The sequence below is a fragment of the Streptomyces sp. NBC_01446 genome (assembly GCF_026340095.1).
GTDB classification, from domain to species: domain Bacteria; phylum Actinomycetota; class Actinomycetes; order Streptomycetales; family Streptomycetaceae; genus Streptomyces; species Streptomyces aureus.
Window position 1 is genome coordinate 3,171,664 of record NZ_JAPEPO010000001.1, and the last position, 13,179, is coordinate 3,184,842.

Sequence of the window (13,179 nt, forward strand, 5' to 3'; positions counted from 1 at the left end):
GGACTTGCATGGACTTTCGGGACTTGCCAGAAGCCGCAGGGCGGGGTGTGGACATGAGTGACATCGCAGGGACGACCACCGAGCTGGACGTCCGTCTCGAGAAGTACCGGGTCGAGCTGACCGGGTACTGCTACCGGATGCTGGGCTCCGCCTTCGAGGCCGAGGACGCGGTGCAGGACACGATGGTCCGCGCCTGGCGCAGCTTCGACAAGTTCGAGGGCCGCTCCAGCCTGCGGTCCTGGCTGTACCGCATCGCGACGAACGTCTGCCTGGACATGCTGAACGCGGGCAACAAGCGGGCCCGTCCGATGGACCTGACGGCGGCGGCGCCGCTGGCGCAGGCGGCGCTCACACCCCGGCCGGACAACGTGTGGCTGGAGCCGATGCCGGACGCGCGCGTGCTGCCGACCGTGCACGACCCCGCGGAGGCGGCGGTGGCGCGGGAGTCGGTGCGCCTCGCCTTCGTGGCGGCGCTCCAGCAGCTGCCCGCCAAGCAGCGGGCCGTGCTCATCCTGCGCGAGGTCCTGGCCTGGAAGGCGCAGGAGGTCGCCGAGCTCCTCGACACGTCGGTGGCGTCGGTGAACAGCGCGCTCCAGCGGGCCCGCGCCACGCTCGCCGAGGCCCCGGTCGAGACGAAGGGCGCCGACAGCGAGCTGGACGAGGAGCACCAGGCGCTCCTGGAGCGCTATGTCGCGGCGTTCGAGGGATACGACATGAAGGCCCTCACGGCGCTGCTCGCCGAGGACGCCATCATGACCATGCCGCCGTTCGACCTGTGGCTGCGCGGCACGCCGGACATCACGGGCTTCATGACGACGATCGGCGCCTCATGTGCCGACAGCCGGCTGGTGCCCGTCGAGGCCAACGGCTCGCCCGCGTTCGCCCACTACAAGCCCGACCCGGACAAGGGCGGGTTCGCGCCGTGGGCCGTCCAGGTCCTGGAGATCTCAGAGGGCCGGATCACCGGACTCCACTGCTTCCTGGACACGGCCCGCTACTTCCCGCTGTTCGGTCTGCCGCTCCATCTCGACGACCAGCCCGCCTAGGCCGGGCAGGCCGACCAGCTGAAGCAGGGCCCACAGGGCCGGGGACGGATCGCGCAGCCGCAGTCCTGACCCGGCCCTGCGGGCGGCGAGCTGCATCCGGGCGAGCGCGTCCACGGTGGCGAGGTCGGCCGTGGTGACGGCCGCGACGTCGCAGACGACGTCGCGTGCGGGGACGCGGGTGCACGCCGTGCGCACCTGCTCGCACAGGTGCGGCACGTCGCCGCGGCGCAGGGGGCCGGCGAGAGCCAGGTCGGGACGTCGGGAAACAGCCACGCAGGGGAGACCTGCCCGGCGGCGGGAACTCATCGGCGGTCCGGCCGCGCGCCCAGTGCCGTGCGTCACGTTCCCCATGTGTCGCACGCATCACGTTGACCCCGCGTCGGGTGCCCTCCGACGCTATGGGGATGCTCCTTGATCGCGTACCTGCTCAGCCGTCCGCACGACGCCGGCAGGGGGCATCGTGGCAGGGGTGCTGAACGGGTTCGCCGTCATCGCGGTGGTCATCGCCGTCGGCTTCCTGATCGGCAAGCGCGGCTATCTCGGGGACAACGGCCGCGAGGTCCTCACCAAGCTCGCCTTCCATGTCGCCACGCCCGCGCTCCTGTTCACGACGCTCGCGAAGGCCGACCTCTCGGTGATCCTGTCGCCGCGGCTGCTGGTGACGGCGCTGAGCACGGCGGCGGCCGCCGGCGTGTTCATCGCGGTGGGCGTCGCGCGCCGGTGGGGCGTGGGGCGGACGACGATCGGCGCCCTGTGCTCCAGCTACGTCAATTCGGGGAACCTCGGCATCCCCATCGCCGTGTACGTCCTCGGCGACGCCTCGCTGGTCGCGCCCGTGCTGCTCTTCCAGCAGATCGTGGTGACGCCGGTAGCGATGACGGTCCTCGATCTGTCCGAGGCCGGGGAGAGGCAGTCGCTGTGGCGGCGGCTCGTCACACCGCTGCGCAACCCGATCGCGGTCGGCGCGCTCGCGGGCGTGATCGTGGCGGCGACGGGGTGGACGGTGCCGGGGCCGGTCTTCAACCCGGTCGATCTGATCGGCAAGATGTCCGTGCCGGTGGTGCTGCTCGCGTACGGGATCTCGCTGTGCGGGAGTTCGCTGCCGGCCCGGCGCGGTTCCGACCGGGTCCCGGTGCTGCTGTCGGTGGCCCTGAAGTCGGTGGGCCAGCCCGCGGTGGCGTGGGTACTCGCGGCGGGCGTCTTCGGCCTGCGGGGCGCGTCACTCCTGGACGTGGTGGTGACGTCGGCGCTCCCGGCCGCGCAGAACCTCTTCACCTACGCCTCGCGCTACAACGTCGCGGAGAGGCTGGCGAGGGAGTCGATCCTGCTGTCCACGCTGGCGTCGGTGCCGGCGCTGGTGGTGGTCGCGGCGTTGCTGGGGTGAGCCGAACGGGACCGGCGGAGGTCCACCGATCCCGTTCACCCGAATGAGGAAACCCCAGGTCAGCCGATGCGTTCCCGCACGACCGGCGTGGCCTCGAACGTCGTCCCCGGGGCCGCGATGTCGTACGAGCCCTCGACGGACTCAAGGGCGTACCCGAAGCGCTCCGGGGTGTCCGTGTGCAGGGTCATGAGGGGCTGGCCCTCCGTCACCGAGTCGCCCGGCTTGGCGTGGAGTTCGACGCCGGCGGCGGCCTGCACCACGTCCTCCTTGCGGGCGCGGCCCGCGCCGAGGCGCCAGGCGGCGACGCCGATGTCGTACGCGTCGAGGCGGGTCAGGACGCCGGACTTCCCGGCCACCACCACGTGCTGCTCGCGGGACGTGGGCAGCGCCGCGTCCGGGTCGCCGCCCTGCGCGGCGATCATGCGGCGCCAGACGTCCATCGCGGAGCCGTCGGCGAGGGCCTTCGCCGGGTCGGCGTCCTTGATGCCCGCGGCGTCGAGCATCTCGCGGGCCAGGGCGAGGGTGAGCTCGACGACGTCGGCGGGGCCGCCGCCCGCAAGCACCTCGACGGACTCGCGGACTTCGAGGGCGTTGCCGGCGGTAAGGCCGAGGGGCGTCGACATGTCGGTGAGCAGTGCGACGGTGCGCACGCCGCTGTCGGTGCCCAACTCGACCATGGTGGAGGCGAGTTCGCGGGCGTCCTCGATCGTCTTCATGAACGCGCCGGTGCCGACCTTGACGTCGAGGACGAGCGAGCCGGTGCCCTCGGCGATCTTCTTCGACATGATCGAGGAGGCGATGAGCGGGATCGCCTCGACGGTGCCGGTGACGTCGCGCAGCGCGTAGAGCTTCTTGTCGGCGGGGGCGAGCCCGTCACCGGCCGCGCAGATCACGGAGCCGACGGTGTCGAGGACGTTCAGCATCTCGTCGTTGGACAGCAGGGCGCGCCAGCCGGGAATGGACTCCAGCTTGTCGAGGGTGCCGCCGGTGTGGCCGAGGCCGCGGCCGGAGAGCTGCGGGACGGCGGCGCCGCACGCGGCGACCAGCGGGGCGAGCGGCAGCGTGATCTTGTCGCCGACGCCTCCGGTGGAGTGCTTGTCGGCGGTCGGGCGGGACAGGGACGAGAAGTCCATGCGCTCGCCGGAGGCGATCATCGCGGCGGTCCAGCGGGCGATCTCCGTACGGTTCATGCCGTTGAGGAGGATCGCCATGGCGAGCGCCGACATCTGCTCGTCGGCGACGACGCCGCGCGTGTACGCGTCGATGACCCAGTCGATCTGCTCGTCACTGAGTTCGCCCCGGTCCCGCTTGGTCCGGATGACGGAGATGACGTCCATGGCGTTGTCCTTCCGCAGGTGGCAGCAGGCCGACTCTACGCGCATAGAGCGACCCGTTGAAAGCGGCCCCGCCCAACAGGGCGGGGCCTTCGGTCAGTTGAGGTGCTGGGGTCCGAACGCGTCGGGGAGCATCTCGCCGAGCGGGCGGATCCCCGACGTCGTCTCCAGGAGCAGCTCGGGCCCCCCGAACTCGTACAGGAGCTGGCGGCAGCGCCCGCACGGCATCAGGATCTCGCCCTTGCCGTCCACGCACGTGAAGTGCGTCAGGCGGCCGCCGCCGGTCAGCTGAAGCTGCGAGACGAGCCCGCACTCGGCGCACAGGCCGAGCCCGTACGACGCGTTCTCGACGTTGCAGCCCGACACGGTGCGGCCGTCGTCCACGCGGGCCGCGGCGCCGACCGGGAAGGCCGAGTACGGCACGTACGCGCGGGACATGGCCTCGCGGGCCGCCTCCTTGAGTGCTTCCCAGTCGGCTTCCGTCACTTGCCCTGACCCTTCCGGTAGCGCATGCCGTCGGCCTTCGGCATCCGCAGCCGCTGCGCGGACAGCGAGAGCACCAGGAGGGTGACGACATACGGGGTGGCGCCGACGAAGTCGCCGGGCACCTCATCCGTCAGGAGGTACCAGACCAGGACGACCACGGCAATCACCGCGCTGATCGTGGCCTGGATCATGGCCTTGCGGTACGCCTTCCAGCCCGCAAGCAGGGCGAGCAGGACGACCAGCAGGAGCAGGAGCGCGTGGACGGTCTCGCCGCCGTTGCGCAGCTGGAGCGCGTCGGAGAAGCCGAACAGGCCCGCGCCCATGGCGAGTCCGCCCGGCCGCCAGTTGCCGAAGATCATGGCGGCGAGGCCGATGTAGCCGCGCCCGCCGGTCTGGCCCTCCAGGTAACTGTGCGAGGTGACCAGCGCGAGGAACGCGCCGCCGAGACCCGCGAGTCCGCCGGAGATGGCGACGGCCGCGTACTTGTGCGCGTACACGTTGACGCCGAGGGACTCGGCCGCGACCGGGTTCTCGCCGCAGGAGCGCAGGCGCAGGCCGAACGAGGTGCGCCACAGCACCCACCAGCTGCCCACGAAGAGCAGCACGGCGAGGATCGTGATCACGGAGACGTTGGTGACCAGGCCGCCGAGGATGCCGGCGAGGTCGGAGACCAGGAACCAGTGGTGCTGCTCGATGGAGTGCAGCCCGCTGGACAGGCCCGGGATCGTGACGTCTCCCAGCGACTCGGCGGGCGGCGACTGCTTGGGGTTGCCGCCCTTGGCCGCGGGCTCGCCGTCGGCGAAGAACAGCTTGGCGAGGTACTGCGTGGCGCCCAGGGCGAGGAGGTTGACGGCCACACCGGAGACGATGTGGTCGACGCCGAACGTGATGGTGGCGACGGCGTGGACCAGACCGCCGAGGACACCGAAGCCGATGCCGCAGACGAGGCCGAGCCACGGGCTGGTCTGCCAGCCGAGCCAGCCGGCGCCGAACGTGCCGAGGATCATCATGCCCTCGAGGCCGATGTTGACCACCCCGGCCCGCTCCGACCACAGGCCCGCGAGGGCCGCGAGGCCGATGGGCACGGCGAGTCCGAGCGCGGCGCTGATCTGGCCGCCGGAGGTGAGCTGGTCGGCGCCCGTGATGACGCGGACGGCGGAGACCAGGAACAGCGCGCCGACGACGATCATCAGGGTCTGGCCCGTGGAGAGCCGGCCGCGCGCCTTCTTGGCGCCGCTCACCGCGGGGGCCGCGGGAGGCGGGGTGTCGGTCTTCGTGGCGCTCATCCGGCCACCTCCTGCTTGTCGGTGCGGACGGCGGCGGCCTGCGCGGCGAGCTCGGCGCCGACCCGCTGCTGCTGGCGCTTGAGCCCGTAGCGGCGTACGACCTCGTAGGCGATGACGACGCACAGGACGATGACGCCCTGGATCACGCCGAGGATCTCCTTGTCGTAGCCCTGGAACTCCAGGTGGTTGGTGGTGCGCTCCAGGAAGCCCCACAGCAGGGCGCCGAGCGCGATGCCGACCGGGTGGTTGCGGCCGAGCAGCGCGATGGCGATGCCCGTGAAGCCGAGGCCGACCGGGAAGCTGTTGTCGTACTGGTGGCTGTCGTTGAGCAGCGTCGGCATGCCGACCAGACCGGCCACGGCACCCGAGATGATCATGCTGGTGGCGACCATCTTCTTGACGCTGACACCGCTCGCGGCGGCCGCCGACTCGGACTGGCCGACGGTGCGCAGGTCGAAGCCGAAGCGGGTGCGGCCGAGGACGAACCAGTACGCGATGCCGACGAGCACGGCGATCACGATGAAGCCCCAGACCTGGCCGGCCGGCCCCACGTCGATCGTGAAGAAGTACGAGGACTTCGGCAGCGGCTTGGTGGAGACCAGGGTGCCGGCGTCGTCGAGCTGGCCGAGCTGCTCGGGCTGGAGCAGGTAGGCGATGATCGCGGTCGCGATCGAGTTGAGCATGATCGTCGAGATGACCTCGCTGACCCCGCGGGTCACCTTGAGGATGCCCGCGATGGCGGACCACAGGGCACCGGTCGCCATGGCGGCGAGCATGATCAGCGGGATGGAGAGCCAGCCGGGCAGCGTGAGCGCTCCGCCGAGCACGGCGGCGACGAACGCGGCGAGCCGGTACTGGCCGTCGACGCCGATGTTGAACAGGTTCATGCGGAAGCCGATGGCCACCGCGACACCCGCGAGGTAGTACGTCGTCGCCTTGTTGAGGATGTAGACCTGGCTGTCGCTCGCGGAGCCGTAGGTCACCATGTCGCTGAACGCGGCGAAGGGGTCCTTGCCGGTCGCCGCGATGATCACGGCGGTCACGACGAGCGCGGCGATGATCGCCAGGAGCGGGGCGGCGACCGCGAGGATCAGCCGCTCCTTGTCGATCCGGGACTTGCCCCGGGATATCAGTGTCTTCATCGGGCGTCCCCGCCTTCGGCGTCTTCCGTGTGCTGGAGGTGGCCGGAGGCCGCACCTGTCATGGCGGAGCCCAGCTCCTCCGGGGTGATGGTGGCGGGGTCGGCGTCGGCGACCAGGCGGCCGCGGTACATCACCCGCAGGGTGTCGGACAGGCCGATCAGCTCGTCCAGGTCGGCCGAGATGAGCAGCACGGCGAGGCCCTCGCGGCGGGCTCGGCGGATCTGGTCCCAGATCTGCGCCTGCGCGCCGACGTCCACACCGCGGGTGGGGTGGGCGGCGATCAGCAGCTTGGGCGCGTGGCTCATCTCGCGGCCGACGATCAGCTTCTGCTGGTTGCCGCCGGACAGGGAGGCCGCGGTGACCTCGATGCCGGGGGTGCGGACGTCGTAGTCGCGCACGATGCGCTCGGTGTCGGCGCGGGCGGCCTTCAGGTCGAGCAGCCCGCGCTTGGAGTTGGGGCGCTCGGTGACATGGCCGAGGACCCGGTTCTCCCACAGCGGCGCTTCGAGGAGGAGGCCGTGACGGTGCCGGTCCTCGGGGATGTACCCGACACCGGCTTCGCGGCGCTTGCGGGTGGGGGTCCGGGTGACGTCGGCGCCGTCGAGGGCTACGGTGCCGCGGTCCGCGGTCCGCATGCCCATGATGGCCTCGACGAGTTCGGACTGGCCGTTGCCCTCCACGCCCGCGATGCCGAGGACTTCGCCGCGGCGGATGGTGAAGGTGACGTCGTCGAGGATGACGCGCTCGACGCCGTCCAGGTCGGTCTGCGTGAGGCGCACCCCCGCCAGGTGGAGCATCGGGGTGTCGGTGACCGTCGACTCCTCGGTCTCCGGCGAGGGCAGCTCGCTGCCGACCATCAGCTCGGCGAGCTGCTTGGTGCTGGTGTTCCTCGGGTCGGCCGTGCCGACCGTCGTCCCGCGCCGGATGACCGTGATCTCGTCCGCGACGGAGAGCACCTCACCCAGCTTGTGGGAGATGAAGATGACGGTGAGGCCCTCGGACTTCAGCTCGCGCAGGTTGTCGAAGAGCGCGTCGACCTCCTGCGGCACGAGGACCGCGGTGGGCTCGTCGAGGATCAGCGTCCGGGCGCCCCGGTAGAGGACCTTGAGGATCTCGACGCGCTGCCGGTCGGCGACCCCGAGCTCCTCGACGAGGACGTCGGGCCGCACCCCGAGGCCGTACGCCTCGGATATCTCACGGATCTTCGTACGCGCCTTGCCGCCGATGCCGTGCAGCTTCTCGGCGCCCAGGACGACGTTCTCCAGGACGGTGAGGTTGTCGGCCAGCATGAAGTGCTGGTGGACCATGCCGATGCCGCGCGCGATGGCGTCGGCGGGCGTGGCGAAGGCGACCTGGGTGCCGTCGACCGCGATGGTGCCCTCGTCCGGCTTCTGCATGCCGTAGAGGATCTTCATCAGGGTCGACTTGCCGGCGCCGTTCTCACCGCACAGGGCGTGGACGGTGCCCCGCCGTACGGTGATGTCGATGTCGCGGTTGGCGACGACGCCGGGAAAGCGCTTGGTGATGCCGCGCAGTTCGACGGCGGGAGGGCTGGACGCGTTGATGGCGCACTCTCCTCGGGGGACAGGACGTACGTACGGAAGGGGTGAACGGTCGCGCGGAGCCGCGCGGGGGCGCGTCGGCGACGGTAATACGCCAACTCTTAGCTACACGCGTAGAGTTGACACATTGTTATGGCCCGGCGAGGGGAAGCTTTCGCCACTCCCCCCGCCGAGCCGGGCCCTCAGGGGCCTCAGGTCACGGGGTGGTCTTGACCTTGACCTTGCCGCTCGCGATCTGCTCCTTGGCGGCGTCCAGCTTGGCCTGGATGTCGTCGATGTAGCCGCCGGAGGTGGCGAGCGAGACGCCGCCGTCCTTCAGGGCGTAGGTGTTGGTGCCGGTCTTCGGCGAACCGTCCTTGACCGACTTGATCAGGTCGAAGACGCCGATGTCGACGTTCTTGACGACCGAAGTCAGGATCGAGGACTTGTACTTGGCGAGACCCGGGATGTTGTACTGGTCCGAGTCGACGCCGATGGCCCAGGCGCCCTTCGTGCCGGCGACGGCCTCGATGGAGCCGTTGCCGGAGGAGCCGGCGGCCGAGTAGACGACGTCGGCGCCCTTGTCGAGCATGCCCTGGGCGGCTTCCTTGCCCTTGTCCGGGGAGGCGAAGCCGGAGGTGTCCGAACCGTGGCTCAGGTACTGGACGTCGACCTTGATCTTCGGGTTGGTGGCCTTGACGCCCTGGACGTAACCCGCCTCGAACTTCTTGATCAGCGGGACGTCGACACCGCCGATGAAGCCGACGTGGTCCTTCTTCGTCTTCAGCGCGGCGGCGACGCCGGCCAGGTAGGAGCCCTGCTCCTCGGTGAAGACGATGGAGTCGGTGTTCTTGGCGTTCACCACGGAGTCGACGATGCCGAAGGTGGTCTTCGGGTACTTCGCGGAGACCTTGGTCATCGAGGTGGCGTACGCGTAGCCGACCCCGATGATGGGGTTGTAGCCGGCGTCGGCCAGGTCGGACAGGCGCTGCTCACGGTCGGCCTCGGTGTCGGAGGTCTTGGCGGTCAGCTCCTTGAGGTCACCGCCGAACTCCTTCTTGGCCTTGTCGGCACCGCGCGCGGCGGAGTCGTTGAAGGAGTGGTCGCCACGACCGCCGACGTCGAAGGCGAGGCCGATCTTGACGCCGCCCTTCTTGCCGGAGTCCGACGAGGAGCCCGAGGACTCGTTGTCCGAGGAAGTGCCGCCACATGCGGTGGCGGTGAGAGCGAGTGCCGCGGTGGCTATGCACGCAGCAGAGATTTTGGCTACCCGGCGCAAGGGAGGCTCCTTCGACCTGACCTGAGCGCCGGGCTCCCGGCGCTGGTTTTCGGACGGATCGTAACGCGCGTAGATGTCAGATAAAGGGCCGTTCCGCAGCCGTTATCGGATTGACGCGAACGCCGCCCGGCGGTCCGGTCTACGGGGCGTTACGGGGGTGGGTCGGGTGGGTTACATGCCGCCCACACCGACCCTTTCCCCGCACCGATTTACGCCTCCTGCTCCCGTGCTGCCCCATCCATGAGCGCCGCCGCGGTGAACAGCTCCACCCCTACGGCGATCGCCGACTCGTCGGCATCGAAGTCGCCCTGGTGCAGGTCGCGTCCGCCGCGCTCGCCGGGGGTGCGCACCCCGAGGCGGGCCATCGCGCCGGGGACGTGTTCCAGATACCAGGAGAAGTCCTCGCCGCCCAGGCTCTGCTGGGTGTCCTCCACGGAGTGGGGGCCGCGGCGCAGGATCATCGCCGCGGTCAGGAGGTCGGTGACCTCCGGGTCGTTGACGACGGGCGGCACCCCGCGGATGTAGTTGATCTCCGATTTGGCGCGGTAGAGGTCGGCGATCTCCTGGATCGCGCCGTGCACCAGGTCGGGTGCCTGCCGCCACGCCTCCAGGTCGAGGCAGCGGACGGTGCCGGACAGCTCGGCGTGCTGCGGGATCACGTTGCACGCGTGGCCGGTTTCGATACGCCCCCAGGTCACGGCGAGGCCCGAACGGGCGTCGATGCGGCGGGCGACGAGCGCGGGGACCTCGGTGGCCACCTTCGCGGCGGCGGTCACGAGGTCGGTGGTGAGGTGGGGGCGCGCGGTGTGCCCGCCGGGCCCGTCGAGCGCCACCTCCAGACGGTCGCAGGCCGAGGTGATCGCGCCCTGCCGCAGTCCGATCCGGCCCGCGTCGACCTTCGGGTCGCAGTGCACGCCGATGATCGACCCGACGCCTTCGAGGACGCCCGACTCGATGGCGTCGGGGGCGCCGCCGGGCAGCACCTCCTCGGCGGGCTGGAAGATCAGGCGTACGGGGTGCGGGAGCCGGCCCTGCCGGTGCAGCTCGGCGAGGACCAGGCCCGCCCCGAGGACGACCGTCGTGTGCACGTCGTGACCGCAGGCGTGGGCCCGGCCGGGCACGGTGGAGCGGTAGGCGCAGCTCGCCTTGGTGTCCGGGATGGGGAGCGCGTCGATGTCGGCGCGCAGGGCGAGCATGGGGCGCCCGCCCCGCCACTCGCCGTCCTCGGTTCCGATGTCGCAGACGAGTCCGGTGCCGATGTCCAGGATGCGTGGCGTGAGTCCGGCCTTCTCCAGGCGGGCCCTGATCGCCGCCGTGGTGCGGAACTCCTGGTTGCCGAGCTCGGGGTGCATGTGCAAGTCACGCCGGAAGGCGACCAGTTCGGCACGGAGCTCTTCGGACAGCGTGCCGGGCAGCGCTCCTGCGGTGACCGCTTCCGCGGGCTGACCGGCCTCGGATCCTCGGGACATCAATTGGTTCACCCTTTGAAGGGTAGGCCGGGGCGGGGGGCGACCGCCCCACGATCAACAAAAGTTCAACCGAATTGGGGTAAGAAACTCAGGCCCGGCTCGCATGGCCTACCCGTACGGGGGTATGACGTCTCTTTCATACCCCCCACCGGTCTCCGCTACCCGACGATCGCCACCGGCGCGTCCCAGGCGTCCCGGTCCACCGTGATCGTGTAACCGCCGCGGGACTCCTTGCTGTTCACCATGTACTGGTGGGCGCGGCGGTGGCCCGTCCACAGGGTGGAGGCGAAAGGCCAGTCGGACGTCGTCGTGTTGACCTTGTCCCAGAGCGCGTACCAGAGGATGTCCGGCATGTCGGTGCGGTTCGTCGTCGTGGCGACGGCCTTCGCGCTGGAGCTGCGGAAGCCGTAGAAGCCGGTCCGGTAGCTCTTGGCATGCACGGCTTTGTCCCAGGCGCGGACGTAGGTGAGGACCGCGTTGTTGCAGGACGTGTTCGTCGTGTCGTACGACTCCATGTCCAGGTAGAGCGGGGAGCCGGCCTTCATGCCGAGGGCGGCGGCCTTGGCCACGGCGTCGGCGCCGTCGGTCGCGCCGAGCGTCGCGGCCGTGCTCGCGGTCATCTTCTCGGGGTTCGAGCCGGACTGGCACGGCGGCTGGGCGCCCACGTAGAGCGGGATCAGTTTCCAGCCGGAGGCGCTGACCGACTTCACCCACGAGGCGGTGAGGTTGGGCTGGGCGCAGCCGCGGTTCTTGCCGCCCACGTAGACGGCCGCGGCGCCGTAGAAGCCGGTCTTCCAGGCTTTCATGGCGGAGAGGGAGGGGGCCGTGCAGGTGTCGAAGGCGCGGCCGGTGTACGTCTTGGCCGCGGGCAGGGTGGTCGCTGTCGCGGACTGGGCCACGATCGCTCCGGTGGCGGCCAGTGCCACGCCTGCGGCGGACATGGCGAGGTAGCGGCGTCTCTTGGACAGGCGGTGCCGGGGGTGCGTCACGGGTTCCTCTGGGCGCTCTGTACGGATGCGGAGTGGGGGGTGCGGTGGGTTTGACCGGCCCGCGCCCCGTCGCGTTGCCCTCCGGATGGCTATGCGATCACCAAGGTCTGGCCAAGATCCCGGAGGCTGGGGCTCACATCGCCGGGGCGACCGAGGCGAGGCGGTGTACGTCGCGTGCGGTGCCGGTGACGCCGGAGAGGAAGCCCTGGGCGCGCGGTGAGGCGTTCTCCGTCATCCAGGCCGGGTCGATGTCGCAGACGGCGACGCGGACCTCGGTGCCGGCGAGGGCCAGGGGCAGGGTGTGGACGACCGTCGAGGGGAAGCTGAGGATCGTTCGGCCGATGGGGCCGCGGCGGGCGATCAGTTCCAGGGGGAGGTCGGGGCGGACGATCTCCAGGCCGGTCTCGACCGCGAGGCGATGCAGTTTGTGGGAGCTCTCGCGGCGGTGGGCGAAGTAGCGGGTCGCGCCGTGGGCGCGGGCCAGGGCCTGGACGGCCTCCAGGTAGCGGTCCGGGTCGACGACGCCGGTCTCGACGAGGGACGTGCCGACGAGGTCGGCGCCCTTCGTCATACGGGGCGGGCCGAAGCGGGCGCGGGTCCAGGTGAAGTCGTTGCGGGTGACGCGGACGCCGTCGGGGACGGAGTCGATCGGCATGGCCGAGAAGACCTCGACGGTGCGGCGGGTGCCGTCGGGGGTGAGGCGGCGGCGGGCGGCGGCGGAGACGGGCGCGAAGACGACGTCGCGCGGTCCCGGGCGGCCGCCGCGGCGGTGCCAGCGCACGAGGCGCTCACCGCGGGCGAGCTGGGAGACGAACTCCATGGTCGCGGTGCCGTCGTCGACGACGACGAGTTCGGCGGCCCGGGTGATCGTCAGCAGGAGCTGCACGTAGCGGGAGAACGGGTCGCCGATGACGATGCGGGCGGCCTTGCGCAGCGCCCCCGCGAGTCCGCCGATGGTGTGGAAGGGCGCGCCGGCGCCGCCGCGTGCCTCTTCCCAGCGGACGGTGTGGCCCTCGTCGCGGGCGAGTTCGGCCATGCGGCGCAGCTGGCCGCGGGTCATGGGGTCCGTGGGCGACAGGACGACCAGGGTGATCCGGTCCGTCGTGTCGGTGCTCTCGGCGCGATGCGCCCATTCCAGGACGTTGAGGAGCTGGACGGGGCTCTCCACGAAACACAGGGTTCCGGAGCGGCGTCCGGAGCGTGCTGCTGACATGGGCGACATG

At 70.7% G+C, this 13,179-nt stretch carries 12 protein-coding genes; 2 read left to right on the forward strand and 10 right to left on the reverse strand.

Annotated elements, in window-relative coordinates; translation table 11 throughout:
• Window positions 1-53: 53 nt before the first annotated feature.
• A complete protein-coding gene (locus OG456_RS14090) occupies window positions 54-1,046 on the forward strand; it encodes a sigma-70 family RNA polymerase sigma factor (protein ID WP_266560846.1) in 993 nt (330 codons plus the stop codon).
• On the opposite strand, the gene OG456_RS14095 is transcribed toward OG456_RS14090, so the two are convergent.
• On the reverse strand, window positions 948-1,319 hold the full coding sequence (locus tag OG456_RS14095) for an STAS domain-containing protein (RefSeq protein WP_266560847.1): 372 nt from the start codon (window positions 1,317-1,319) through the stop codon (window positions 948-950). The two genes, OG456_RS14090 and OG456_RS14095, sit on opposite strands and share 99 nt — an antisense overlap.
• A gap of 187 nt (window positions 1,320-1,506) precedes the next feature.
• On the opposite strand from OG456_RS14095, the gene OG456_RS14100 reads away from it, so the two are divergent.
• Entirely contained in the window at window positions 1,507-2,430 is a 924-nt protein-coding gene (locus tag OG456_RS14100) for an AEC family transporter (RefSeq protein WP_266560849.1), read from the forward strand.
• Between the two features lie 59 nt (window positions 2,431-2,489).
• On the opposite strand, the gene OG456_RS14105 is transcribed toward OG456_RS14100, so the two are convergent.
• From OG456_RS14105 to OG456_RS14145, 9 genes are all read right to left on the reverse strand, one after another.
• Window positions 2,490-3,767 carry a thymidine phosphorylase gene (locus OG456_RS14105; protein WP_266560851.1) on the reverse strand — a complete coding sequence of 426 codons (1,278 nt, stop codon included), beginning with the start codon at window positions 3,765-3,767 and terminating at the stop codon, window positions 2,490-2,492.
• Window positions 3,768-3,860: 93 nt separating this feature from the next.
• Window positions 3,861-4,250 carry a cytidine deaminase gene (locus OG456_RS14110; RefSeq protein ID WP_266560853.1) on the reverse strand — a complete coding sequence of 130 codons (390 nt, stop codon included), beginning with the start codon at window positions 4,248-4,250 and terminating at the stop codon, window positions 3,861-3,863.
• A complete protein-coding gene (locus OG456_RS14115) occupies window positions 4,247-5,536 on the reverse strand; it encodes an ABC transporter permease (protein WP_266560855.1) in 1,290 nt (429 codons plus the stop codon). The genes OG456_RS14110 and OG456_RS14115 overlap by 4 nt, the downstream gene beginning before the upstream one ends.
• A complete protein-coding gene (locus OG456_RS14120) occupies window positions 5,533-6,678 on the reverse strand; it encodes an ABC transporter permease (protein WP_266560857.1) in 1,146 nt (381 codons plus the stop codon). Before OG456_RS14120 ends, OG456_RS14115 begins: the two co-directional genes overlap by 4 nt.
• Complete coding sequence (locus tag OG456_RS14125) at window positions 6,675-8,213, reverse strand: ABC transporter ATP-binding protein (protein ID WP_266569219.1); 1,539 nt, start codon at window positions 8,211-8,213, stop codon at window positions 6,675-6,677. The genes OG456_RS14120 and OG456_RS14125 overlap by 4 nt, the downstream gene beginning before the upstream one ends.
• A gap of 223 nt (window positions 8,214-8,436) precedes the next feature.
• Window positions 8,437-9,498, reverse strand: coding sequence for a BMP family protein (locus OG456_RS14130; RefSeq protein ID WP_266560859.1), 1,062 nt, complete (start codon window positions 9,496-9,498; stop codon window positions 8,437-8,439).
• Window positions 9,499-9,707: 209 nt separating this feature from the next.
• The gene (locus OG456_RS14135) at window positions 9,708-10,967 is read right to left on the reverse strand and encodes a M20 family metallopeptidase (RefSeq protein WP_266560861.1); all 1,260 of its coding nucleotides are present in this window, start codon (window positions 10,965-10,967) and stop codon (window positions 9,708-9,710) included.
• Window positions 10,968-11,125: 158 nt separating this feature from the next.
• Window positions 11,126-11,908: a glycoside hydrolase domain-containing protein gene (locus tag OG456_RS14140; protein WP_266569221.1), complete on the reverse strand. Its 783-nt coding sequence runs from the start codon at window positions 11,906-11,908 to the stop codon at window positions 11,126-11,128.
• Between the two features lie 181 nt (window positions 11,909-12,089).
• On the reverse strand, window positions 12,090-13,178 hold the full coding sequence (locus OG456_RS14145) for a hypothetical protein (protein ID WP_266560863.1): 1,089 nt from the start codon (window positions 13,176-13,178) through the stop codon (window positions 12,090-12,092).
• Window position 13,179 lies beyond the last annotated feature (1 nt).

Bases quoted from the DNA above. Each gene is read 5' to 3' on its own strand.
- OG456_RS14115 (WP_266560855.1), bottom strand. From the start codon at position 5,536: ATGAGCGCCACGAAGACCGACACCCCGCCTCCCGCGGCCCCCGCGGTG.
- OG456_RS14140 (WP_266569221.1), bottom strand. From the start codon at position 11,908: ATGTCCGCCGCAGGCGTGGCACTGGCCGCCACCGGAGCGATCGTGGCC.
- OG456_RS14135 (WP_266560861.1), bottom strand. From the start codon at position 10,967: ATGTCCCGAGGATCCGAGGCCGGTCAGCCCGCGGAAGCGGTCACCGCA.
- OG456_RS14145 (WP_266560863.1), bottom strand. From the start codon at position 13,178: ATGTCGCCCATGTCAGCAGCACGCTCCGGACGCCGCTCCGGAACCCTG.
- OG456_RS14105 (WP_266560851.1), bottom strand. From the start codon at position 3,767: ATGGACGTCATCTCCGTCATCCGGACCAAGCGGGACCGGGGCGAACTC.
- OG456_RS14090 (WP_266560846.1), top strand. From the start codon at position 54: ATGAGTGACATCGCAGGGACGACCACCGAGCTGGACGTCCGTCTCGAG.
- OG456_RS14120 (WP_266560857.1), bottom strand. From the start codon at position 6,678: ATGAAGACACTGATATCCCGGGGCAAGTCCCGGATCGACAAGGAGCGG.